Here is a 22,890-nt window from a genome sequence, read left to right as displayed (position 1 = left end):
TGCCTCATAACTAGAGAGATAAGACATGACTGCATCGTTACGACGTACTGCACTTTGCCTTGCGCTTGGATGCGTACTTAGCAGCAACGCCATCGCCGCCACCTCCATTCCATTCTGGCATTCCATGGAAGGCGAACTGGGTAAAGAGGTCGACTCCCTGGCTCAGCGCTTCAACCAGACGCATCCTGACTACCAAATTGTTCCGGTTTATAAAGGTAACTACGAACAAAACCTGGCGGCAGGGATCGCGGCTTTCCGCTCGGGCAACGCACCGGCTATTTTGCAGGTTTACGAAGTGGGCACCGCAACCATGATGGCTTCTAAAGCGATCAAACCGGTGTATGAAGTGTTTAGCGATGCGGGCATTAAGTTCGATGAATCTCAGTTTGTGCCGACGGTTTCCGGGTATTACACCGATGCGAAAACCGGGCATTTGCTCTCGCAGCCGTTCAACAGTTCTACTCCGGTGCTGTATTACAACAAAGACGCCTTCAAGAAAGCCGGGCTTGACCCTGAGCAGCCGCCAAAAACCTGGCAGGACCTGGCTGAGTACACCGCCAAACTTAAAGCTGCGGGCATGAAATGCGGTTATGCCAGCGGCTGGCAGGGCTGGATTCAAATCGAAAACTTCAGCGCATGGAACGGCCTGCCGGTAGCCACCAAAAACAACGGCTTCGATGGCACCGACGCAGTTCTGGAATTTAATAAACCCGAGCAGGTAAAACATATCGCCCTGCTGGAAGCGCTGAATAAGAAAGGCGATTTCAGCTACTTTGGCCGTAAAGACGAATCCACCGAGAAGTTCTATAACGGCGACTGCGCGATCACTACCGCGTCTTCTGGCTCGCTGGCTGATATTCGCCACTATGCCAAATTCAACTACGGCGTGGGCATGATGCCTTACGACTCGACCATTCCGAATGCGCCACAAAACGCCATTATAGGCGGGGCAAGTCTGTGGGTGATGCAGGGTAAAGACGCGGCGACTTACAAAGGCGTGGCTGAATTTATGCAGTTCCTCGCACAGCCAGAAATCGCCGCCGAATGGCACCAGAAAACCGGCTATCTGCCTATCACCAAAGCGGCTTACGACCTGACGCGGGAGCAAGGCTTCTACGAGAAAAACCCAGGTGCGGATATTGCCACGCGCCAGATGCTGAACAAGCCGCCGTTGCCGTTCACCAAAGGTCTGCGCCTGGGCAATATGCCGCAGATTCGCACCATTGTGGATGAAGAGCTGGAATCGGTCTGGACCGGCAAGAAAACCCCGCAGCAGGCGTTAGATAGCGCGGTTGAGCGTGGGAACCAGCTTCTACGCCGTTTTGAGCAATCGACGAAGTCGTAAAACCTTACCATCGCCTTAACCCCCTCCCAGCCTCCCCCTTGCCAGGGGGAGGAGTTAAAGCTCCCTCCCCTGAAAAGGGGAGGGTTGGGGTGGGGTCGTCCAGAGTCACCTATAAGAGCAATACTATGTCATCATCTCGCCCGGTGTTCCGTTCTGGCTGGCTGCCGTATGCGCTAGTCCTGCCGCAACTGATTATCACCATTATCTTTTTCATCTGGCCTGCGGGCGAAGCGCTGTGGTATTCGCTGCAAAACGTCGATCCTTTTGGGCTTTCCAGTACCTTTGTTGGGCTCGATAACTTCAAACAACTTTTCCACGACAGCTACTACCTCGACTCTTTCTACACCACGTTAATTTTCAGTGGATTAGTCGCGGGGAGCGGTTTGCTGGTGTCGCTGTTTTTCGCCGCGCTGACGGATTACGTCATTCGTGGCAGCCGTTTATATCAAACACTCATGCTGCTGCCTTATGCCGTTGCGCCAGCGATTGCCGCCGTACTGTGGATTTTCCTGTTTAACCCCGGACGCGGGCTGATAACGCATGTACTTGAGCAATTTGGCTACCACTGGAACCACGCGCAAAACAGCGGCCAGGCGATGTTCCTGGTGGTGTTCGCCTCCGTGTGGAAGCAAATCAGCTACAACTTCTTATTCTTTTTTGCAGCCTTGCAATCCATTCCGCGCTCGCTGGTTGAAGCCGCTTCTATCGACGGCGCAGGCCCGATCCGCCGCTTCTTCCGTTTATCGCTGCCGCTGATTGCGCCGGTGAGTTTCTTCCTGCTGGTGGTGAACCTGGTGTACGCCTTTTTCGATACTTTCCCGGTTATCGACGCGGCAACGGGCGGTGGCCCTGTGCAGGCGACCACCACACTTATCTACAAAATTTATCGCGAAGGTTTTGCCGGGCTTGACCTTTCCGCCTCGGCGGCGCAGTCCGTCGTGCTGATGTTCTTAGTGATAATCCTGACCGTGGTTCAGTTTCGTTTCGTGGAACGTAAGGTGCGCTACCAATGATTGAGAACCGCCGCGGGCTGACGATTTTCAGCCATACGATGCTCATCCTTGGCATCATCGTGATTTTGTTCCCGCTGTATGTCGCGTTTGTCGCAGCGACGCTGGATAACGAAGCCGTCTTTCAGACGCCAATGACGCTGATTCCCGGCACGCACCTGCTGGAAAATATGGCGTATATCTGGACGCACGGCGTGGGGGCGAACAGCGCGCCGTTCGGCCTGATGCTATTCAACAGTTTCGTGATGGCACTGGTAATCACCACCGGCAAAATCACGGTTTCGATGCTCTCCGCATTCGCCATCGTCTGGTTCCGCTTTCCGCTGCGTAACCTCTTCTTCTGGATGATTTTTATCACCCTGATGCTGCCGGTCGAAGTGCGAATTTTTCCAACGGTCGAGGTTATCGCCAATCTCAAAATGCTCGACAGCTACACCGGTTTAACGCTGCCGTTAATGGCTTCGGCGACCGCCACGTTTTTATTCCGCCAGTTCTTTATGACGCTGCCCGATGAGTTAATGGAAGCGGCACGCATCGACGGCGCATCGCCCATGCGTTTCTTCCGCGACATCGTGCTGCCGCTTTCAAAAACTAATTTGGCAGCGCTGTTCGTTATCACCTTTATCTACGGCTGGAACCAGTATCTGTGGCCGCTGCTGATTATCAGCGACGTAAACCTCGGCACGGCGGTGGCGGGCATCAAAGGCATGATGTCTTCTGGCGAAGGCAGCACTCAGTGGAACCAGGTGATGGCGGCCATGTTGCTGACCCTGATTCCTCCGGTAATTATCGTTTTAGTAATGCAACGCGCGTTTGTGCGTGGCCTGGTTGATAGTGAGAAATAACCCATGGCAGGACTGAAGTTACAGGCAGTAAGTAAGAGTTGGGATAACAAAACTCAGGTCATTCAACCGCTGACGCTGGATGTGGCCGACGGTGAATTTATCGTGATGGTGGGCCCGTCGGGCTGCGGTAAATCTACGCTGCTGCGCATGGTTGCCGGGCTTGAACGCGTCACCAGCGGTGATATCTGGATTGACCGCAAGCGAGTCACAGAGATGGAACCGAAAGAGCGCGGAATTGCGATGGTGTTCCAGAACTACGCACTTTATCCGCACATGAGCGTGGAGGAGAACATGGCGTGGGGCCTGAAAATTCGCGGTATGGGGAAAGGGCATATCCAGCAGAAAGTGGCGGAAGCGGCACGGATTCTGGAACTTGATGGCTTGCTCAAACGCCGCCCACGCGAACTTTCCGGTGGCCAACGTCAGCGCGTGGCGATGGGCCGCGCCATCGTGCGCGATCCGGCGGTTTTCCTGTTCGATGAACCGCTATCAAACCTTGATGCCAAGCTGCGCGTGCAGATGCGCCTGGAGTTACAGCAGTTGCATCGCCGCCTGAAAACCACGAGCTTGTACGTCACGCACGATCAGGTCGAAGCGATGACGCTGGCGCAGCGCGTGATGGTGATGAACAAAGGTGTCGCCGAGCAAATAGGGACGCCGGTTGAAGTCTACGAGCGCCCGGCCAGCCGCTTTGTCGCCAGTTTTATCGGCTCACCCGCCATGAACCTGCTGGAAGGCAAAATCAGCGCCGACGGTACGCGTTTCGAGCTTGCAGGCGGAATGGCGCTGCCGCTGGGAAGCGCACAAAATTTACATCGGAGCCGCGCGGTCACGCTGGGTATCCGCCCGGAACATATTGCGCTAAGCTCACAAACCGCAGGCGGCGTGCCATTTATGGTGGATACGCTGGAGATGCTCGGCGCGGATAATCTGGTGCACGGGCGTTGGGGCGAGCAAAAAATGGTGGTGCGTCTGGCGCATCAGGAACGCCCGCAACCCGGCAGCACGCTTTGGCTGCATCTGCCTGAAAATCATCTACATTTCTTTGATAAAGAAAATGGACAACGTTTATGAGTAACTGGCCTTACCCGAAAGTCGCTGCGCATCGCGGCGGTGGCAAACTGGCACCGGAAAACACCCTGGCAGCGATTGACGTCGGTGCGCGTTACGGCCACACCATGATTGAGTTTGACGCCAAACTTTCAAAAGACGGGCAAATTTTCTTGCTGCACGACGACACGCTGGAGCGCACCAGCAACGGCTGGGGAATTGCCGGTGATTTACCGTGGGATAAATTGCTCAGCGTTGATGCCGGAAGCTGGTTTAGCCGTGACTTTAAAGGCGAACCGCTGCCGCTGCTTTCGCAGGTCGCCGCGCGTTGTAAACAGCACGGCATGATGGCGAATATCGAAATTAAACCGACGACCGGCACCGATATGGAAACCGGCAAAGTTATCGCCCTGGCGGCTCGGGAATTATGGTTCGGGCAAACCGCGCCATTACTCTCATCATTTTCTATCGAAGCGCTGGAAGCCGCACAGCTTGCCGTTCCGGAATTACCGCGTGGATTATTGCTCGATGAATGGCGTGACGACTGGCGCGATCTGACGACTCGCCTGGGCTGCGTTTCTATTCACTTGAATCATAAATTGCTGGATGAATCTCGCGTGCGGGAGCTGAAAGCGGCGGGCTTATATATTCTGGTTTATACCGTGAATATTCCCCAACGAGCAGCCACCCTGCTGCGCTGGGGAGTTGATACGATTTGCACCGACAGGATTGATGAGATCGGGCCCGGTTTTACCGCGTGATTGCATCGGGTGGTAAATGTCGGGTGGCGCTAGCGCTTACCCGACCTACAACGGCTGCTCCCTCCCCTGGAAAGGGGAGGGCTGGGGTGGGGTCTGAACCGGGTGCTTGCCCAGCCGTTGTAGGCTAAGGGGAAAATCTTTAAGGCCCAATCGTCTTCAGCGGAATATTCGGCTGTAACGGTGCCGAATGACTATTCTGATTAAGCATACTGCCATTGGTTTTCGGTTGCAGCATGTGATCCTGCCCCGTGCCAGTGCCGCTATTATTTAGCATGCCACCATTGTTATTCGGTAATACCTGCTGCGACCCGACATCTAATTCATTCGGTAACGCCCTTTTCACTTTGAAAACATCCTGCTGCGAATTGTTATTTATCTGCGATTCCAGGTGCTGCTGCTGTACGCGTGTTTGCGTTTGTAACTGCTGATTTAACATCCCTTTTTGCTGTGTCTGCTGAGTTTGCATCTGCTGCTGCATCCGTTGCTGACTGGGGATCTGGTAATCCGGTTGGTTGGGATTATTCAGGGTATTAATCGGCTGCGCCAAACAGGTCAATGGCAGCAGGGCCGCCAGTAATAATATTTTTTTCATCTTCATTTCCTCCAGTGGGGGATCTATTAAGTTTAATCCTTTTCTATCCATATGAAGATTATTTAGGAATTGTGGACCAGGCTTATTGGGCGATTGACCTCATTGAAAAATGGAGAAAATAACGATGAAGCAGTGGAAAACAACTCGTCTGGAAATTCTGCGCTGGATGACCGTTCCCGCGCTAATGATAGGACTGTGCCTCTCGGTGAGTGCCGCGCCACCGCCGGTTGCGGCTCCGGCTCCCGTATCCTACGGCGTGGAAGCGGATGTGTTTCACCCGGTACGTGCTGAAAACGGCATGGTTGCCTCGCAAGATTCACTCGCCACACAAGTGGGCGTCGATATTCTAAAACAAGGTGGGAATGCCGTTGATGCTGCCGTTGCCGTGGGCTTTGCGCTGGCGGTGACACACCCGCAGGCGGGGAATATTGGCGGCGGCGGTTTCATGATGCTGCGTACCAAAGACGGTAAAACCACCGCCATTGATTTCCGGGAAATGGCTCCAGAAAAAGCCACGCGCGATATGTTCCTGGATGCGCAGGGCAACGCCGACAGTAAAAAATCCCTCACTTCTCATCTGGCATCCGGCACGCCAGGAACGGTCGCTGGTTTCTCGATGGCGCTGGAAAAATACGGTACGCTGCCGCTCAACAAAGTTATCCAACCGGCAATCAAACTGGCGCAGGACGGATTTACCGTCAACGATGCGCTGGCTGAAGACCTGAAAGTCTACGGCGCGGAAGTGCTTCCAAATCACCCAAACAGCAAAGCTATTTTCTGGAAAGCAGACGGCGAGCCGCTGCAAAAGGGCGACAAACTGGTGCAAACCAACCTCGCCAAAAGCCTGGAGATGATTGCTGAGATTGGCCCGGATGCTTTCTATAAAGGGACGATTGCCGACCAAATCGCCGAAGAGATGGCAAAAAACGGCGGGCTGATTAGCAAGGCCGATCTGGCGAATTACAAAGCCGTTGAACGTGCGCCAATTAGCGGTGATTACCGTGGCTACCAGATTTTCTCCATGCCGCCACCGTCATCAGGCGGTATCCATATCGTTGAAATCCTGAATATTCTGGAAAACTTCGATCTCGCCAAATACGGCTTTGGTAGCGCCGATGCCATGCAGCTAACCGCTGAAGCTGAGAAATATGCCTATGCCGACCGCTCGGAATATCTTGGCGACCCAGACTTTGTGAAAGTGCCGTGGCAGGCGCTGACGGACAAAGCGTACGCCAAATCTCTGGCGGATAAGATCGACATTAACAAAGCGCGCCCGTCGAGCGAAATCAAGCCGGGCAACCTCGCGCCGTATGAAAGTAACCAGACCACGCATTTCTCGGTGGTGGATAAAGACGGTAACGCCGTGGCGGTGACTTACACACTGAATACTGTGTTCGGGACAGGTATTGTGGCGGGTAACACCGGTATTCTGATGAATAACCAAATGGATGATTTCTCAGCCAAACCTGGCGTGCCGAACGTTTACGGATTGGTGGGCGGCGATGCAAACGCCGTCGGGCCACACAAGCGCCCGCTTTCGTCGATGTCGCCAACGATTGTGGTGAAAGACGGTAAAACCTGGCTGGTGACTGGCAGCCCAGGCGGGAGCCGAATTATCACGACCGTGCTGCAAATGGTGATGAACACTATCGATTACGGCATGAACGTCGCCGAAGCGACCAACGCGCCGCGTTTCCATCATCAATGGTTGCCGGACGAGTTAAGAGTCGAAAAGGGCTTTAGCCCGGATACGCTCAAATTATTGAAAGATAAAGGGCAAAAGGTGGAAGTTAAAGAGGCGATGGGCAGCACGCAGAGCATTATGATCGGGCCGGATGGCGCATTGTACGGTGCGTCAGATCCGCGTTCGGTGGATGATTTGACGGCGGGATTCTAAATAATTCGGTGGATGGCGCTTGCGCTTATCCACCCTACAAATCAGAGTCGTAGGGCGGATAAGCGCAAGCGCCATCCGCCTTCTTACTCCAAATTACACCGGTCTAAACCGCGCCATAAAATACGCATCCACAAGCTGCCCGTTTCGCAGCGCATAATTCTTCCCGGTGCCTTCAATTTCGAAACCGAATTTACGGTAAACCGTAACGCCAGGTTCGTTATCGACAAATACCGTCAGCTCAATACGCTCGATGCGCAGCCAGTTGTCGCATAAATCCACCATCGCTTGCATTAGCGCGCTGGCGACGCCGCGGTTACGGTACTGCCCGCAAACGCTCAGGCCGAAAGTCGCAACGTGGCTGCGACGTGGGTTTGGCTCGACCGACAAGACAAGATGCCCGGCAACCACATCATTAATGCACGCCACCAGATGTTTAAGGCCAGCGGGCGGATTTTGCATACGTTCTTGCCACATTTCGAGAGAAGGATGAGGAATTTGTAGCGTGTTGTGATAAACCTCCGGTTGGGCATTAATCTGACGTAACGCATCCAGATCTCTTAATTCCGCGTGGCGTATCACTATCTCGCTCATTCCTTTTTCCTCAATTGGTTAAGTAACCCCTTCAACATCATTGACTTTGTAGTATTCGTCAACTGCCAATTTTTTCTAAAAAAAAGTAGACAAGTGCGAATGATAATGATTATTATTGCCATGCGTTCAGGGGAGACCCCTACGGAGACATCCTGAAAGCACGACATTGCTCACATTGCTTCCAGTATTACTTTAGCCAGCCTAGCGCTGGCTTTTTTTTTGCCCTTTCGGTGGATGGCGCTTTCGCTTATCCACCCTACGAAGGGGGTAAGGTAATGGTAGGGCGGATAAACGAAGTGCCATCCGCCGGAATTTGCAGTAGGGTAAATACCATTCAAAATCAAAAAGGATGAAGCAATGACCCTACACTGCGCTTTTATAGGTTTTGGCAAAAGCACCACCCGTTACCACCTCCCTTACGTACTGGTTCGTAAAGATAAATTCCACGTTGCCCATATTTTCCGTCGCCATGAAAAGCCCGAAATCGAGCAGCAGCCGGAATATAGCCACATTCATTTCACCAGCGATTTAGACGAAGTCCTGAACGATCCGCAGGTGAAACTGGTGGTGGTTTGTACCCATGCCGACAGCCATTTCGAATACGCGAAACGGGCGCTGGAAGCGGGTAAAAATGTGCTGGTGGAAAAGCCCTTTACCCCGACGCTTGCCGAAGCTAAAGAGCTGTTTGAACTGGCAAGATCCAAGGGCCTGACCGTCACGCCTTACCAGAACCGCCGTTTCGACTCCTGTTTCTTGACGATGAAAAAAGCCATCGAAAGCGGGAAGCTGGGTGAAATTGTTGAGATAGAAAGCCACTTTGATATGTATCGCCCGGTTGCAGAAACTAAACCTGGTTTACCGGCGGATGGCGCATTTTATGGCCTTGGCGTGCACACCATGGACCAAATTATTTCGCTATTTGGCCGCCCGGATCACGTCGCTTACGACATTCGTAGCGTGCGCAATAAAGCCAATCCGGATGACACTTTCGAAGCGCAGCTTTTCTATGGCGATATGAAAGCCATTGTCAAAACCAGCCACCTGGTGAAAATTGACTACCCGAAATTCCAGGTTCACGGCACCAAAGGGTCATTCATTAAGTACGGTATCGATCAGCAAGAAACCAGCCTGAAAGCGTATATCATGCCGGGTGAACCGGGATTTGCGGCAGACAGCAGCGTAGGTGTGCTTGAGTATGTGAACGACGCTGGCGAAACGGTGCGTGAAGAGTTGAAACCGGAAACGGGTGATTATGGCCGCGTGTATGACGCGCTGTACGAAACCATTCTGAACGGCAAGCCTAATTACGTCAGAGAAATTGAAGCTTTCACCAACCTTGAGATCCTCGAACGTGGTTTCGAGCAGGCTTCTCCATCAACGGTAACCCTCGCCTGACCTGAAAAATGACGCCGCTGACTCATTCATATTTTTTGAACAGAGGCGTCAATTTTCACCCTCTATGATCATTTCCGATTCGGGTCCACACTTAGCCCCATCAAACGAATGCGGAGAAATGAAAATGATCTTTTTAAGAAAAGCTGAAGAACGTGGTCACGCGAATCATGGCTGGTTGGATAGCTGGCATACCTTCTCTTTCGCTAATTATTACGATGCCAATTTCATGGGTTTCTCGGCATTACGTGTGATTAACGAAGACGTGGTGGAAGCTGGTGAAGGTTTTGGTACCCATCCGCACAAAGATATGGAAATCCTGACCTATGTGCTGGAAGGCGCGGTTGCGCACCGGGACAGCATGGGCAACGAAGAAAAAGTGCCTGCGGGCGAATTTCAGATTATGAGTGCCGGTACCGGGATTACTCACTCCGAGTACAACCCAAGCCAAACCGAGCGCCTGCGTTTGTACCAAATCTGGATCATCCCAGAAAAAACAGGCATCACACCGCGTTACGACCAGCGCCGTTTTGATGCGCCGCAGGGCCGCCAACTGGTGCTTTCACCGGATGCGCGAGACGGTTCATTGAAAGTGAATCAGGATATGGAACTGTCGCGCTGGGCGCTGGCAAAAGACGAGCAATCTGTCTATCAGATCCCGGCAGACCGCCGTATCTGGGTTCAGGTGGTGAAAGGTGAAGTGTCTATCAATGGCACAACGGCCAAAACCAGCGATGCGGTTGCCGTGTGGGATGAACAAGCGATTTCGATTCATGCCAACGAAGCGAGCGAAGTTCTGCTGTTTGATTTACCGCCAGTCTAACATTTTCCAATAGTTACCGGTCACAACCTTCTCCTGAAACAGGGGAAGGTTGTGCTTTGTCCGTGCTAAACTTCGTTGTCGATAGTTAACCCACACAGCTGGACAATGAAAAAGAAAAGACCGGTATTACAGGACGTTGCGGACCGCGTTGGCATAACCAAAATGACGGTCAGTCGCTTTTTGCGAAACCCCGACCAGGTTTCTGCCGCGTTACAGGTAAAAATTGCCGCAGCCCTTGATGAGCTTGGCTACATTCCCAACCGCGCACCAGACATCCTTTCAAATTCGACCAGCCGCGCTATCGGCGTGTTATTGCCCTCGCTGACCAACCAGGTTTTCGCGGAAGTTTTGCGTGGCATTGAAAATGTCATAGATGCTTACGGCTACCAGACTATGCTTGCTCACTACGGCTATAAACCGGAGCTGGAAGAAGAGCGTCTGGAATCCATGCTTTCCTGGAATATTGACGGTCTTATTCTCACCGAACGCACCCATACTCCGCGCACCTTAAAAATGATTGAAGTGGCCGGGATTCCCGTTGTGGAATTAATGGACAGCGTGTCACCGTGTCTCGACATTGCTGTCGGGTTCGATAACTTTGAAGCCGCACGCCAGATGACCGCCGCGATTATTGCGCGTGGCCATCGTCACGTCGCTTATCTTGGCGCGCGTCTCGATGAACGTACCGTGATTAAGAAAAAAGGGTATGAGCAGGCGATGCGTGATGCGGGTCTTGTGCCGTATAGCGTGATGGTTGAAAACTCTTCTTCTTATTCCACCGGTATTGAACTGTTCCGCCAGGCACGCCGTGAATATCCGCAGCTCGACAGTATCTTCTGTACCAACGATGACTTAGCGATTGGGGCGGCGTTTGAATGCCAGCGTCAGGGGCTGAGTATTCCGGGGGATATGGCGATTGCCGGTTTCCACGGGCATGATATCGGCCAGGTCATGGAGCCGCGTCTTGCCAGCGTACTGACGCCGCGTGAACGAATGGGGCGCATTGGGGCTGAGCGTTTACTGGCGAGGATCCGCGGTGAAACCGTCACTCCGCAAATGCTCGACTTAGGTTTTACATTGTCGCCGGGTGGTTCCATTTAACGCGGCTGTTTTTTGATGCAGTTCACACTTACTCACTTTTTAGATTAATGGTTATTGCTTATTCCATAGACTCTACTGACAATGTTACCGATAACAGTTACCCGTAACAATTCTTAATAATATTGTTGGGCCAGTCGGAGCTACGCTATGAGCACTACCAACCATGACCACCATATCTACGTCCTGATGGGCGTCTCTGGCAGCGGTAAATCTGCTGTTGCAGGCGAAGTTGCTCATCAGCTTAAAGCCGCATTCCTCGACGGTGATTTTCTGCATCCCCGCAGCAATATCATGAAAATGGCATCCGGCGAGCCTCTCAACGATGACGACCGTAAACCCTGGCTGCAAGCTTTAAACGACGCGGCTTTCGCCATGCAGCGTACTAACAAAGTTTCCCTGATTGTTTGCTCGGCGCTGAAAAAGGTTTACCGCGACCAACTGCGCGACGGCAATCCGAATCTCTCTTTCATCTACATGAAAGGCGACTTTGAAGTAATTGAAAGCCGCCTGAAAGCACGCAAAGGGCACTTCTTCAAAACGCAGATGCTGGTGACGCAGTTCGAAACGCTGGAAGAGCCAAAATCTGATGAACCGGATGTGCTGGTGGTAAATATCGATCAACCGCTTGAAGGTGTTGTTGCAAGCACGATTGATGTGATTAATAAAGGCCGTGAGCAGTGAGTACATTAACGCTTGTTTTAACAGCGGTGGGCTCGGTTTTACTGCTGTTATTTTTAGTCATGAAGGCGCGAATGCATGCCTTCGTGGCATTGATGGTGGTTTCAATTGGTGCCGGGATATTTTCTGGAATGCCGCTCGATAAAATCGCGGCAACCATGGAAAAAGGCATGGGTGGAACGCTTGGCTTTCTGGCTATCGTCGTCGCACTCGGTGCGATGTTTGGCAAAATCCTTCACGAAACGGGTGCCGTAGACCAAATCGCCGTCAAAATGCTCAAGTCCTTCGGGCATAATCGGGCGCATTATGCGATTGGCGTGGCGGGTTTAATTTGTGCTCTGCCGCTCTTCTTTGAAGTTGCCATTGTCCTGTTGATTAGCGTGGCGTTTTCTATGGCCCGCCACACGGGCACCAACCTCGTTAAGTTGGTAATTCCCTTGTTTGCTGGTGTTGCCGCCGCCGCTGCGTTTTTGTTGCCGGGGCCTGCGCCGATGCTCCTCGCTTCCCAAATGCATGCTGATTTCGGCTGGATGATTCTTCTGGGTATTTGCGCTGCGATCCCAAGCATGATTATTGCCGGGCCGCTGTTCGGTAATTTCATCAGCAAATACGTTGAGCTGCATATTCCGGAAGACATTAGCGAGCCCCATTTAGGCGAGGGCAAACTGCCATCGTTTGGATTCAGCCTGGCGCTGATCCTGCTGCCGCTGGTGCTGGTTGGGATGAAAACCATCGCTGCGCGTTTCGTGACGGAAGGCTCCACGCTGTACGAATGGCTTGAATTTATCGGCCATCCTTTCACCGCGATTCTGGTGGCTTGCCTGGTGGCTATTTATGGCCTTGCGTACCGTCAGGGAATGGCGAAAGAGAAGGTGATGGAAATCTGCGGCCATGCGCTGCAACCGGCGGGCATTATTCTGCTGGTCATTGGCGCAGGTGGCGTGTTCAAGCAGGTGCTGGTCGATTCAGGCGTTGGCCCTGCGTTGGGTGAAGCACTGACCGGCCTGGGGTTACCTATCGCCTTAACCTGCTTCGTGTTAGCGGCAGCGGTTCGTATTATTCAGGGGTCTGCAACGGTTGCCTGCCTGACTGCGGTTGGCCTGGTCATGCCGGTTATCGAACAGCTGAATTATAGCGGTGCGCAAATGGCCGCCCTGTCGATTTGTATTGCGGGTGGCTCCATTGTCGTTAGCCATGTAAACGACGCTGGTTTCTGGCTATTTGGTAAGTTTACCGGTGCGACCGAAGCGCAAACCCTAAAAACTTGGACCATGATGGAAACGATTCTCGGCACTACGGGTGCCGTGGTCGGCATGATCGCCTTTTCGCTCTTATCCTAGAAGGGACGTTCGCTCTGGTCATTTGCCAGAGCGAACTGTCAAAACTCACGACATCAACGGCAACAACTGCTGATAAATCTGGTTAAACACTTTGCGGCGAGATGTGTAGACTTCGTGACGGGTCATATCGGGTTGATGGCGTTGTTCAAGCGGCAACTGCGGAAGCAGCGCTTGCAACGGTTTTTCCGGAGACATTGCGATTTGGGCCAGACGAGCAGCACCAAGCGCCGGGCCCACGTCGCCCCCGGTGCGATAATCCAGCGTCTGCCCGCTTATATCTGCCAGCATTTGCCGCCAGTACGGGCTACGCGCTCCGCCACCGATTAGCGTCACGCTTTGTGGTGTCACACCGCAGGAATGCACCACATCCATCCCATCCGCTAATGCATAACCCACGCCTTCCAGCACCGCACGAGCGAGTTCGGCGGGCCCATGCTGATGGGTTAAGCCAAAGAAAACGCCTTTTGCCTGGGGGTTATTGTGGGGGGTGCGCTCGCCCGAAAGATACGGCAGGAACCAGATATCTCCGGCTTCTTCGTTGGCATTTTCGGCTGCGGCTAATAATTTTGGTACGCTTTCCATGCCGGTCAGTTTTGCGGCACAGTCAAGACAGGAGGCGGCGCTCAGCATGACGGACATTAAATGCCAGCGGTTGGGTAAGGCGTGGCAAAAACTGTGCACGGCACTTTCTGGTTTACTTCGAAAACCATCGCTAACCGCGAAGTAAACGCCTGATGTTCCGAGCGATAACATCGCCTGGCCGACATCCATCATGCCCACCCCCACGGCTCCAGCGGCGTTATCACCACCGCCTGCAACGACGGGCACGGCGGGCATATTCCACGGCCTGGCAACGTCTGCTTTGAGCATACCGGTAATTTCGCTACCTTCGTATAAATCCGGCATTTGTTGGCGGCTTAGCTTGCAGGCGTCGAGCATTTTGTCGCTCCAGTCTCGCTTCGCGACATCCAGCCACAGGGTACCTGCGGCATCGGACATATCGCTTGCGAAAATACCGGTCATACGCAGACGCAGGTAATCTTTCGGTAACAGCACTTTATCGATTTGCGCGAAAACTTCAGGTTCTTGACGTTGAACCCAGAGTAGTTTTGGCGCGGTAAAACCAGGCATCATCAGGTTGCCAGTAATCTCACGTGATTCCGGCACGTTGGCTTCAAGCAAGGCGCACTCTTCTCCGCAGCGGCCGTCGTTCCATAAAATAGCCGGGCGCAATACTTTCTGCTGGCTATCAAGCAGTGTAGCCCCGTGCATTTGCCCGGCTATCCCCAGCGCTTTTACGCCCTGCAGGGAATGCTGTTCACCGAGCGCTTTCATTGCCCTGTCCGTCGCTTGCCACCAGTCTTCTGGATCTTGCTCAGACCATAACGGGTGCGGGCGTGACACATTCAGCGTTTCAGTCCGTGAAGCGAGCACCTCGCCTTGCTCTCCGAGCAAAATGACCTTCACACCTGATGTTCCGAGATCGATTCCGATGTACATAGTGGCCGTTCCTTGCAGAAGGTTTGGTTTCGAAATAGTCGGGTGGAAAAGCGCATGCGCCATCCACCCTTTGGCTCCATCAGGAGTTTTTATTTATCAAACAGGTAATGATTTACCAGGTTTTCCAGCAGTTCCTGATGCCCGCTTTGATGCTGCGGTGCCAGGTTATGCTGTTCAGCATACTGTGCAACTTGTGCGAGCGACATTTGCCCTTTCAGAATTTGCTGGCCAATCTCACTGTTCCAACCGGCATAACGCTTCGCGACACGCTTATCCAGTTCACCGTCTTCAATCATACGCGCGGCGATTTTCAGCGACAGCGCCATCACGTCCATCGCACCAATATGACCATAGAACAGATCGTACTTATCGGTGCTTTGGCGACGAACTTTGGCGTCAAAGTTCAGGCCACCGGTGGTGAAGCCGCCTGCTTTAAGGATTTCGTACATCACTAACGCGTTCTCTTCCACGCTGTTCGGGAACTGATCGGTGTCCCAACCCAACTGCGGATCGCCGCGGTTGGCGTCAACAGAGCCGAAGATGCCCAGCGCAATGGCGCTGGCGATTTCGTGATGGAACGAGTGACCGGCAAGCGTTGCGTGGTTGGCTTCAATATTTACTTTGATCTCTTTTTCCAGACCAAACTGTTTCAGGAAGCCGTAGACGGTGGCAACATCATAATCGTACTGATGTTTCGTTGGCTCTTGCGGTTTCGGTTCGATAAGCAGCGTGCCGCGGAAACCGATTTTGTGTTTATGCTCAACGACCATCTGCATGAAGCGGCCAATTTGCTCGCGTTCCTGGCGCAGATCGGTATTCAGCAGGGATTCGTAACCTTCACGCCCACCCCATAAGACATAGTTTTCCCCACCCAGCTTGTGTGTAGCATTCATCGCCGTGGCGACTTGCGTAGCCGCCCAGGAGAACACTTCCGGATCAGGGTTGGTGGACGCACCCGCGCCGTAACGTGGATTGGTAAAGCAGTTAGCCGTACCCCACAGCAGTTTCACACCGGTTTCTTGCTGTTTTTGCGCCAGCACATCGGTCATGTGCGCGAAGTTATTCAAATACTCTTTGAGCGATGCCCCTTCCGGAGAAACGTCTACATCGTGGAAACAGTAATACGGCACGTTGAGTTTGTGGAAAAACTCAAAGGCCACATCGGCTTTGCCTTTTGCCAACGCAAGCGCGTCACCGGGCTGCTGCCACGGACGTTCAAACGAGCCAACGCCGAACATATCCGCACCGTTCCAGCAGAAGTTATGCCAGTAACATGCCGCAAAGCGCAGGTGCTCTTCCATGCGTTTGCCAAGAACGATTTCATCAGGATTGTAATGGCGGAATGCCAGTGGGTTAGTGGTTTTAGGGCCTTCAAAACGTACACGATCAAGTTGGTCGAAATAGGCTTGCATAATTGACTCCGTAATCAGGGGAACGGCAAGTAAGCGATTCTGTAACCATCCTCTATTTTCCTTGGACGTTGCTCAATTACGTTATTTCACACTGCGATTAAGAGAATGCTCAAATGTGCGCTGTCTCGCAAAAAATGGTGAAAATAAGCAAGCTAATATCTCGAGTGTTATTCCAATAAATACCGCAACACATGACTTTGTTAATTTAAAATACGATCGCCATCATAAATTAACAATTAAACAAAAAAACGTAATAAGAAGATAAATATCTGTAATTGCTGAATCACTATTCACAGACAACAATTCCCTCCGGTCGATAGCTGTTAATAATTTTTAATCCGATTTATCCCACCCTACACAGGTATAAAAAGATGAAAATGAAGATTAAGAACCTCTTGCTAACGTTGTGTGCCTCACTCGTTCTAACCAGCATCAGCGGTATCGCTAAAGAAGTTAAAATCGGTATGGCGATAGATGATTTACGTCTTGAACGCTGGCAGAAAGACCGCGATATTTTTGTTAAAAAAGCCGAATCGCTAGGGGCGAAGGTGTTTGTTCAGTCTGCCAACGGCAATGAAGAGACGCAGATGTCGCAAATCGAAAACATGATTAACCGTGGTGTTGATGTCCTGGTCATTATTCCTTACAACGGCCAGGTATTAAGTAATGTGATTGCCGAAGCAAAAAGAGAAGGGATAAAAGTATTAGCGTACGATCGCATGATTAATAATGCCGACATTGATTATTATATCTCTTTTGATAATGAAAAAGTCGGCGAGTTACAAGCCCAAAGCATTGTTAATAAAGTGCCTTCTGGTAATTATTTCTTAATGGGCGGCTCGCCTGTAGATAATAATGCCAAGCTATTCCGTGAAGGCCAGATGAAAGTATTAAAACCTTATATTGAGAGTGGGAAAATAAAAGTCGTCGGCGATCAATGGGCTGACGGTTGGCTGCCAGAAAATGCGCTGAAAATTATGGAGAATGCGCTGACGGCCAATAACAACAAAATTGATGCGGTTGTGGCATCAAACGATGCAACAGCGGGCGGTGCAATTCAGGCGCTCAGTGCCCAAGGGTTAGCGGGTAAAGTGGCAATTTCCGGGCAGGATGCGGACTTAGCAGGGGTTAAGCGCATCATCGCCGGTACCCAAACTATGACGGTATACAAACCCATTACCAAACTTGCGAATACCGCTGCTGAAATTGCGGTGGAATTGGGCGAGGGCAAACAACCTGCCTCCGACGCCAAACTGAATAACGGTGTTAAGGATGTCCCTTCCCGCCTTCTGACGCCAATCGAAGTGGATAAATCCAATATTGATACCACCGTTGTGGCAGACGGTTTCCACAAAAAGAACGAGCTGTAACCCGCTGCGCCCGTGCGGCATGCTTTGCACGGGCGATACCCTTAAAAGAGGTAAAGGAGGGGCTATGCCTTGTTTACTGGAAATGAAAAATATCACCAAAGCCTTTGGTGTCGTGAAGGCCGTGGATAGCGTCAGCGTGTCCGTTAATGCTGGTGAAGTGATGTCGCTTTGCGGTGAAAACGGCTCAGGAAAATCCACGCTGATGAAAGTGCTGTGCGGCATTTACCCCTTTGGTAGCTACGAAGGTGAAATTTGGTTTGCCGGTGAAAAACTTCAGGCCAGCCATATCCGTGATACTGAACGCAAAGGTATTGCGATTATCCACCAGGAGCTGGCACTGGTTAAGCATTTGACGGTGCTGGAGAATATTTTCCTCGGCGCTGAAATATCACGTCATGGGGTACTGGATTACGACAGCATGACGCTGCGTTGCCAGAAACTCCTGGCGCAGGTGAGTTTAAATATTTCTCCGGATACGCGCGTGGGCTCCCTCGGATTGGGCCAGCAGCAGCTGGTTGAAATTGCCAAAGCGCTGAATAAACAGGTGCGCTTGCTGATTCTTGATGAACCTACCGCTTCACTAACCGAGCAAGAAACGGCGGTGCTTCTGGGGATCATTCGCGACCTGCAAGCGCACGGTATCGCCTGCATTTATATCTCCCACAAGCTCAATGAAGTGAAAGCCATTTCTGACTCCATCTGCGTTATCCGCGACGGCAAGCCGATTGGCACACGTGATGCGGCGCTAATGAGTGAGGAAGACATCATCACTATGATGGTCGGGCGTGAGCTCACGGCGCTTTACCCCAATGAACCTCACCACATCGGGGATGAAATCCTGCGCGTGGAGCATCTCACCGCCTGGCATCCGGTTAACCGGCATATCAAACGGGTGAACGATATTTCGTTTTCACTGCATAAAGGCGAAATCTTGGGGATTGCGGGTTTGGTGGGGGCCGGGCGTACTGAAGCGGTGCAATGTTTGTTTGGCGTCTGGCCGGGTAAATCTGAAGGCCATATTTTCATTGATAACCAGCCCGTCGTGCTCGGTAATTGCCAACAAGCCATTGCCCACGGTATTGCGATGGTGCCTGAAGATCGTAAAAAAGATGGCATCGTGCCGGTGATGGCGGTTGGGCAAAACATCACGCTTGCCGCACTAAGCCAATTTTCTGGCGCGTTATCCCATCTTGATGATGCCGCAGAACTTAACTGCATCCTGCAATCAATTGGGCGACTGAAAGTAAAAACCTCTTCACCCGATCTGGCGATTGGCCGCCTGAGCGGAGGCAATCAGCAAAAAGCGATTCTGGCGCGCTGCCTGCTGCTCAACCCGCGCATTCTGATTCTCGATGAACCCACTCGCGGGATTGATATCGGGGCGAAATACGAAATCTACAAACTGATTAATCAACTGGTTCAGCAGGGGATCGCGGTGATTGTTATCTCTTCTGAACTGCCGGAAGTGCTCGGCCTGAGCGACAGAGTTTTGGTGATGCACGAAGGGCGAATCAAAGCTGACCTGGTAAACCATAATCTGACCCAGGAGCAGGTAATGGAAGCCGCACTGAGGAGTGAAAAGCATGTCGAAAAGCAATCCGTCTGAAATGAAACTCACGGCACCCCCGGCGTCACCTTTTGCGAGCTTGCGGGCGCTTAACCTTCAGGTTTTTGTCATGATCGCCGCGATCGTTGTGATCATGCTGTTTTTCACCTGGACCACCGATGGCGCTTATCTCAGCGCCCGAAATGTTTCTAACCTGCTACGCCAAACGGCGATCACCGGGATTCTGGCGGTAGGCATGGTGTTTGTCATTATCTCGGCAGAAATTGACCTTTCTGTGGGCTCAATGATGGGCCTGCTGGGCGGCGTGGCAGCAATTTTTGACGTCTGGCTAGGGTGGCCTTTGCCGCTGACTATCGTTGTAACGTTACTCCTCGGCCTGATTTTGGGGGCGTGGAATGGTTGGTGGGTGGCATATCGTAAAGTGCCGTCATTTATCGTCACGCTTGCCGGGATGCTGGCGTTTCGCGGCGTGCTGATTGGGATTACCAATGGCACGACCGTTTCACCTACCAGCGCTGCGATGTCTCAAATTGGGCAAAGTTACCTGCCTGACGGTATAGGTTTTGGTATTGGCGCATTAGCGTTAGTCATTTTTGTAGCCTGGCAATGGCGGATGCGGACTCGCCGCCAGGCATTAGGGCTGGCAACGCCTGCATCGACGGGTGTGGTTGGGCGTCAGGCAATCACTGCCATCATCGTGTTAGGGGCCATCTGGCTGCTCAATGATTATCGCGGTGTCCCCACGCCGGTGCTAATCCTCACACTTCTGCTGCTGGCCGGAATGTTTATGGCGACCCGCACCGCGTTTGGGCGGCGCATTTATGCCATTGGCGGCAATATCGAAGCGGCCCGGCTTTCTGGGATTAACGTCGAGCGCACTAAGCTTGCGGTGTTCGCCATCAATGGACTGATGGTTGCCATTGCCGGGCTGATTCTCAGCTCGCGTCTGGGGGCGGGCTCTCCATCAGCCGGGAACATTGCTGAACTTGATGCTATTGCCGCATGCGTGATTGGCGGTACCAGCCTTGCGGGAGGCGTAGGAAGCGTTGCCGGAGCGGTAATGGGCGCATTTATCATGGCGTCACTGGATAACGGCATGAGCATGATGGATGTGCCGACGTTCTGGCAGTACATCGTCAAAGGCGCAATCTTGTTGCTGGCGGTGTGGATGGATTCGGCCACGAAACGCAGAACGTAAGAGTGTGCAAGCGATCACAATGCCGGGGGAAGGTTCCCACGGCATTGTTGCACTTGTGATATTGCACATACGGGTTTGTTATCAGGGAAAAAAGTATGTTTGAGAAACGTCACCGCATTACGTTGTTATTCAATGCCAATAAAGCCTACGACCGCCAGGTGGTGGAAGGGGTTGGCGAATATTTGCAGGCATCTCAATCTGAGTGGGATATTTTTATTGAAGAGGATTTTCGCGCCCGTATCGATAACATCAAAGAGTGGCTGGGCGATGGCGTCATTGCCGATTTTGATGACGCCGAAATCCAACGGTTGTTAGATGGGGCTGATGTCCCGATTGTTGGTGTCGGGGGCTCCTATCACTTGCCTGAACACTATCCACCGGTGCATTACATCGCGACCGACAACCACGCGCTGGTGGAAAGCGCCTTTTTACACCTCAAAGAAAAGGGTGTTCAGCGTTTCGCCTTCTACGGTTTACCGAACTCCAGCGGCAAGCGCTGGGCGATGGAGCGGGAATACGCTTTTAACCAACTGGTGGCAAAAGAAAAATACCGCGGCGTGGTTTATCAGGGCATAGAAACGGCACCTGAAAACTGGCAACACGCGCAAAATCGCCTGGCAGACTGGGTGCAAACATTACCTCCGCAAACCGGCATTATTGCCGTGACGGATGCACGCGCACGCCATTTGCTGCAGGTTTGCGAGCATCTGCATATTCCCGTCCCCGAAAAACTTTGTGTGATTGGCATCGATAACGAGGAGCTAACGCGTTATTTATCGCGCGTGGCGCTCTCATCGGTGGCGCAGGGGACAAGGCAGATGGGGTATCAGGCCGCTAAATTACTGCATCGTTTGATGGACAACGAGCCGCTGGCATTGCAGCGTGTTCTGGTGCCACCGGTGCGCGTAGTGGAGCGTCGTTCAACGGACTACCGTTCTTTGCATGATCCGGCGGTGATTCAGGCCATGCACTACATCCGTAATCATGCCTGCAAAGGCATTAAAGTTGAGCAGGTATTGGATGCCGTCGGGATTTCGCGGTCCAATCTGGAGAAGCGTTTTAAAGAGGAAGTTGGTGAGACGATTCACGCGATGATTCATGCCGAAAAACTCGAAAAAGCGCGTAGCCTGCTGGTGTCTACGTCTTTGTCGATTAATGAAATATCGCAGATGTGCGGTTACCCTTCGCTGCAATATTTCTATTCCGTCTTTAAGAAAGAGTATGACGCAACGCCGAAAGAGCACCGCGAGCGGCACAGCGAAATTCTGGTTTAAATGCTAATTCTTGATAAAAAAAACGCCTTCAGATTGAAGGCGTAAATTATTACTTATTATTAACATCTTATTTTAGTTAATTAGTTCGGTGCCATAAAACGCTGATTGGATTGATACATCGCAAATAGGTAGTTGTTATAGCTATTACCTTTTGTGGAATACCCTTTCAGCTTATGAATCATATTGCTGGCAGTCACTTCTTGATCCGCTTTACGCAATTGAGCGCGTGATTTACGGAAAGAATTGTAGGCTGGATGTGTATTAAGATTTGTTACGTAAGCGTTAACGCCTTCTTTAACAGAATCATAATGCGAATAGCCTTTTACTTTGCCTGGCTCGCTGTTGCAATGGCGCTTGCTGCATTTCATACCAAACAAGTTGTTATTACTACGCGCGAGTTTAGACGTACCCCAGCCACTTTCGGCTGCGGCCATCGTTGCTACCATGTTGGTAGGAATGATGTCGACTTTTTCCATCAGCGTGTTCCACGGCACGCGCTTCGTATTACCGTTCCACGCAATTTTATAGCGCTTGGTAATATCTTTCAGGCGTGTACGCTCTGACGGTGACCAGCGTTTCTCATATTGCTTAGAAACCAGCCAGTTACGGTCAGCAGTGATCGCTGCATTTTGACTAGTAATATATGGCATGACTGTCCGGAGAAACGCTTTTTTTCTAGGTGTTCCGGAAGGGTATTTTCGCAAATCAGGGAGCGATGCAATTTCACTATTGCGAGAATACTCTTTTTTACTCTTTGCCAGTTTCTTACTGTGTGTCGTCTTACTTTTCGCTGCAATGCTTTTTGGAGCAGTGCTTTTTTTCGTCACTAAATGGGCTTTATGCGATTTTGGCTCATGTTTACTTGCTAATACCCCAGTTGAAAAACTGAAGGTCAGTAACATAAGTATCGCAGCCCCAAATCGTCGGATTGGGGTTGATATCATTGGATCTCCTGGTCGGATCGTTACGTTTCCTGTGCCTTATTTGTCAAAGGTTTCGAATAAAGTAAACGCAGATAGTACCAAAAATAGACCTCAAGAGCACCAAAAGAAATAATCCGATTCTGAAACTAAGTCACGTACGATCTTCTTATGACGATAAAAAGTGTCGTATTATGCGATGGTTATCGCATAATTTATCGAAT

At 51.7% G+C, this 22,890-nt stretch carries 20 protein-coding genes; 15 read left to right on the top strand and 5 right to left on the bottom strand.

Annotation, left to right across the window (positions count from 1 at the left end; genetic code table 11):
- The first annotated feature begins 25 nt into the window (after positions 1-25).
- The 5 genes from ugpB to ugpQ all read left to right on the top strand — a co-directional run bounded on the left by ugpB (position 26) and on the right by ugpQ (position 5,011).
- Positions 26-1,345, top strand: coding sequence for a sn-glycerol-3-phosphate ABC transporter substrate-binding protein UgpB (gene ugpB / locus AB1E22_RS08730; RefSeq protein ID WP_367594977.1), 1,320 nt, complete (start codon positions 26-28; stop codon positions 1,343-1,345).
- Positions 1,346-1,470: 125 nt separating this feature from the next.
- Complete coding sequence (ugpA, locus tag AB1E22_RS08725) at positions 1,471-2,358, top strand: sn-glycerol-3-phosphate ABC transporter permease UgpA (RefSeq protein WP_367594976.1); 888 nt, start codon at positions 1,471-1,473, stop codon at positions 2,356-2,358.
- Complete coding sequence (ugpE, locus tag AB1E22_RS08720; RefSeq protein ID WP_367594975.1) at positions 2,355-3,200, top strand: sn-glycerol-3-phosphate ABC transporter permease UgpE; 846 nt, start codon at positions 2,355-2,357, stop codon at positions 3,198-3,200. Before ugpA ends, ugpE begins: the two co-directional genes overlap by 4 nt.
- A gap of 3 nt (positions 3,201-3,203) precedes the next feature.
- Positions 3,204-4,274, top strand: a complete 1,071-nt coding sequence (locus tag AB1E22_RS08715) for a sn-glycerol-3-phosphate import ATP-binding protein UgpC (protein ID WP_367594974.1) — start codon at positions 3,204-3,206, stop codon at positions 4,272-4,274.
- Positions 4,271-5,011, top strand: coding sequence for a glycerophosphodiester phosphodiesterase (gene ugpQ, locus AB1E22_RS08710; RefSeq protein WP_367594973.1), 741 nt, complete (start codon positions 4,271-4,273; stop codon positions 5,009-5,011). The genes AB1E22_RS08715 and ugpQ overlap by 4 nt, the downstream gene beginning before the upstream one ends.
- A 139-nt stretch (positions 5,012-5,150) precedes the next feature.
- Here ugpQ and AB1E22_RS08705 read toward each other — a convergent pair whose 3' ends face one another.
- A complete protein-coding gene (locus AB1E22_RS08705; protein ID WP_367594972.1) occupies positions 5,151-5,603 on the bottom strand; it encodes a DUF2756 family protein in 453 nt (150 codons plus the stop codon).
- A gap of 124 nt (positions 5,604-5,727) precedes the next feature.
- Between AB1E22_RS08705 and ggt the strand changes: the two genes are divergently transcribed.
- The gene (gene ggt / locus AB1E22_RS08700; RefSeq protein WP_367594971.1) at positions 5,728-7,500 is read left to right on the top strand and encodes a gamma-glutamyltransferase; all 1,773 of its coding nucleotides are present in this window, start codon (positions 5,728-5,730) and stop codon (positions 7,498-7,500) included.
- 93 nt (positions 7,501-7,593) lie between these two features.
- Here the strand turns inward: ggt and yhhY are convergent, their stop codons facing one another.
- Positions 7,594-8,091, bottom strand: coding sequence for an N-acetyltransferase (yhhY, locus tag AB1E22_RS08695; RefSeq protein WP_367594970.1), 498 nt, complete (start codon positions 8,089-8,091; stop codon positions 7,594-7,596).
- A gap of 357 nt (positions 8,092-8,448) precedes the next feature.
- Between yhhY and AB1E22_RS08690 the strand changes: the two genes are divergently transcribed.
- The 5 genes from AB1E22_RS08690 (at position 8,449) to gntU (ending at position 13,425) form a co-directional block, all read left to right on the top strand.
- The gene (locus tag AB1E22_RS08690; protein WP_367594969.1) at positions 8,449-9,486 is read left to right on the top strand and encodes an oxidoreductase; all 1,038 of its coding nucleotides are present in this window, start codon (positions 8,449-8,451) and stop codon (positions 9,484-9,486) included.
- A 124-nt stretch (positions 9,487-9,610) separates the two neighbouring features.
- Positions 9,611-10,306 carry a pirin family protein gene (locus tag AB1E22_RS08685; RefSeq protein ID WP_367594968.1) on the top strand — a complete coding sequence of 232 codons (696 nt, stop codon included), beginning with the start codon at positions 9,611-9,613 and terminating at the stop codon, positions 10,304-10,306.
- Positions 10,307-10,411: 105 nt separating this feature from the next.
- Positions 10,412-11,407, top strand: coding sequence for a gluconate operon transcriptional repressor GntR (gene gntR / locus AB1E22_RS08680; protein WP_367594967.1), 996 nt, complete (start codon positions 10,412-10,414; stop codon positions 11,405-11,407).
- Positions 11,408-11,554: 147 nt separating this feature from the next.
- The gene (gene gntK, locus AB1E22_RS08675; RefSeq protein WP_367594966.1) at positions 11,555-12,088 is read left to right on the top strand and encodes a gluconokinase; all 534 of its coding nucleotides are present in this window, start codon (positions 11,555-11,557) and stop codon (positions 12,086-12,088) included.
- A complete protein-coding gene (gntU, locus tag AB1E22_RS08670) occupies positions 12,085-13,425 on the top strand; it encodes a gluconate transporter (protein WP_367594965.1) in 1,341 nt (446 codons plus the stop codon). The genes gntK and gntU overlap by 4 nt, the downstream gene beginning before the upstream one ends.
- A 45-nt stretch (positions 13,426-13,470) precedes the next feature.
- Here the strand turns inward: gntU and xylB are convergent, their stop codons facing one another.
- Both xylB and xylA read right to left on the bottom strand, forming a co-directional pair.
- Positions 13,471-14,925 carry a xylulokinase gene (gene xylB / locus AB1E22_RS08665; protein WP_367594964.1) on the bottom strand — a complete coding sequence of 485 codons (1,455 nt, stop codon included), beginning with the start codon at positions 14,923-14,925 and terminating at the stop codon, positions 13,471-13,473.
- Positions 14,926-15,014: 89 nt separating this feature from the next.
- On the bottom strand, positions 15,015-16,337 hold the full coding sequence (xylA, locus tag AB1E22_RS08660) for a xylose isomerase (RefSeq protein WP_367594963.1): 1,323 nt from the start codon (positions 16,335-16,337) through the stop codon (positions 15,015-15,017).
- A 377-nt stretch (positions 16,338-16,714) separates the two neighbouring features.
- Here xylA and xylF point away from each other — a divergent pair, with 377 nt between their 5' ends.
- The 4 genes from xylF to xylR all read left to right on the top strand — a co-directional run bounded on the left by xylF (position 16,715) and on the right by xylR (position 21,746).
- Positions 16,715-17,707, top strand: coding sequence for a D-xylose ABC transporter substrate-binding protein (xylF, locus tag AB1E22_RS08655; RefSeq protein ID WP_367597349.1), 993 nt, complete (start codon positions 16,715-16,717; stop codon positions 17,705-17,707).
- Positions 17,708-17,771: 64 nt separating this feature from the next.
- On the top strand, positions 17,772-19,313 hold the full coding sequence (locus AB1E22_RS08650) for a xylose ABC transporter ATP-binding protein (protein WP_367594962.1): 1,542 nt from the start codon (positions 17,772-17,774) through the stop codon (positions 19,311-19,313).
- Positions 19,291-20,472 carry a xylose ABC transporter permease XylH gene (gene xylH / locus AB1E22_RS08645; protein WP_367594961.1) on the top strand — a complete coding sequence of 394 codons (1,182 nt, stop codon included), beginning with the start codon at positions 19,291-19,293 and terminating at the stop codon, positions 20,470-20,472. Before AB1E22_RS08650 ends, xylH begins: the two co-directional genes overlap by 23 nt.
- Positions 20,473-20,567: 95 nt before the next feature.
- Positions 20,568-21,746 (top strand): D-xylose utilization transcriptional activator XylR, encoded by a 1,179-nt coding sequence (xylR, locus tag AB1E22_RS08640; RefSeq protein ID WP_367594960.1) that lies wholly within the window; start codon positions 20,568-20,570, stop codon positions 21,744-21,746.
- Positions 21,747-21,826: 80 nt separating this feature from the next.
- Here xylR and AB1E22_RS08635 read toward each other — a convergent pair whose 3' ends face one another.
- Positions 21,827-22,690: a protein bax gene (locus AB1E22_RS08635; RefSeq protein WP_367594959.1), complete on the bottom strand. Its 864-nt coding sequence runs from the start codon at positions 22,688-22,690 to the stop codon at positions 21,827-21,829.
- Positions 22,691-22,890: the final 200 nt, after the last annotated feature.

The organism is Buttiauxella gaviniae (assembly GCF_040786275.1).
GTDB lineage: Bacteria > Pseudomonadota > Gammaproteobacteria > Enterobacterales > Enterobacteriaceae > Buttiauxella > Buttiauxella gaviniae_A.
Note: the sequence above shows the minus strand (reverse complement) of the source record. Positions and strands in the feature narration are given on the sequence as shown.

What these genes read in the sequence shown, in the direction of transcription:
- ugpB (WP_367594977.1), top strand. Translation starts at nt 26, where the DNA reads ATGACTGCATCGTTACGACGTACTGCACTTTGCCTTGCGCTTGGATGC.
- ugpA (WP_367594976.1), top strand. Translation starts at nt 1,471, where the DNA reads ATGTCATCATCTCGCCCGGTGTTCCGTTCTGGCTGGCTGCCGTATGCG.
- ugpE (WP_367594975.1), top strand. Translation starts at nt 2,355, where the DNA reads ATGATTGAGAACCGCCGCGGGCTGACGATTTTCAGCCATACGATGCTC.
- AB1E22_RS08715 (WP_367594974.1), top strand. Translation starts at nt 3,204, where the DNA reads ATGGCAGGACTGAAGTTACAGGCAGTAAGTAAGAGTTGGGATAACAAA.
- ugpQ (WP_367594973.1), top strand. Translation starts at nt 4,271, where the DNA reads ATGAGTAACTGGCCTTACCCGAAAGTCGCTGCGCATCGCGGCGGTGGC.
- AB1E22_RS08705 (WP_367594972.1), bottom strand. Translation starts at nt 5,603, where the DNA reads ATGAAAAAAATATTATTACTGGCGGCCCTGCTGCCATTGACCTGTTTG.
- ggt (WP_367594971.1), top strand. Translation starts at nt 5,728, where the DNA reads ATGAAGCAGTGGAAAACAACTCGTCTGGAAATTCTGCGCTGGATGACC.
- yhhY (WP_367594970.1), bottom strand. Translation starts at nt 8,091, where the DNA reads ATGAGCGAGATAGTGATACGCCACGCGGAATTAAGAGATCTGGATGCG.
- AB1E22_RS08690 (WP_367594969.1), top strand. Translation starts at nt 8,449, where the DNA reads ATGACCCTACACTGCGCTTTTATAGGTTTTGGCAAAAGCACCACCCGT.
- AB1E22_RS08685 (WP_367594968.1), top strand. Translation starts at nt 9,611, where the DNA reads ATGATCTTTTTAAGAAAAGCTGAAGAACGTGGTCACGCGAATCATGGC.
- gntR (WP_367594967.1), top strand. Translation starts at nt 10,412, where the DNA reads ATGAAAAAGAAAAGACCGGTATTACAGGACGTTGCGGACCGCGTTGGC.
- gntK (WP_367594966.1), top strand. Translation starts at nt 11,555, where the DNA reads ATGAGCACTACCAACCATGACCACCATATCTACGTCCTGATGGGCGTC.
- xylB (WP_367594964.1), bottom strand. Translation starts at nt 14,925, where the DNA reads ATGTACATCGGAATCGATCTCGGAACATCAGGTGTGAAGGTCATTTTG.
- xylA (WP_367594963.1), bottom strand. Translation starts at nt 16,337, where the DNA reads ATGCAAGCCTATTTCGACCAACTTGATCGTGTACGTTTTGAAGGCCCT.
- xylF (WP_367597349.1), top strand. Translation starts at nt 16,715, where the DNA reads ATGAAGATTAAGAACCTCTTGCTAACGTTGTGTGCCTCACTCGTTCTA.
- AB1E22_RS08650 (WP_367594962.1), top strand. Translation starts at nt 17,772, where the DNA reads ATGCCTTGTTTACTGGAAATGAAAAATATCACCAAAGCCTTTGGTGTC.
- xylH (WP_367594961.1), top strand. Translation starts at nt 19,291, where the DNA reads ATGTCGAAAAGCAATCCGTCTGAAATGAAACTCACGGCACCCCCGGCG.
- xylR (WP_367594960.1), top strand. Translation starts at nt 20,568, where the DNA reads ATGTTTGAGAAACGTCACCGCATTACGTTGTTATTCAATGCCAATAAA.
- AB1E22_RS08635 (WP_367594959.1), bottom strand. Translation starts at nt 22,690, where the DNA reads ATGATATCAACCCCAATCCGACGATTTGGGGCTGCGATACTTATGTTA.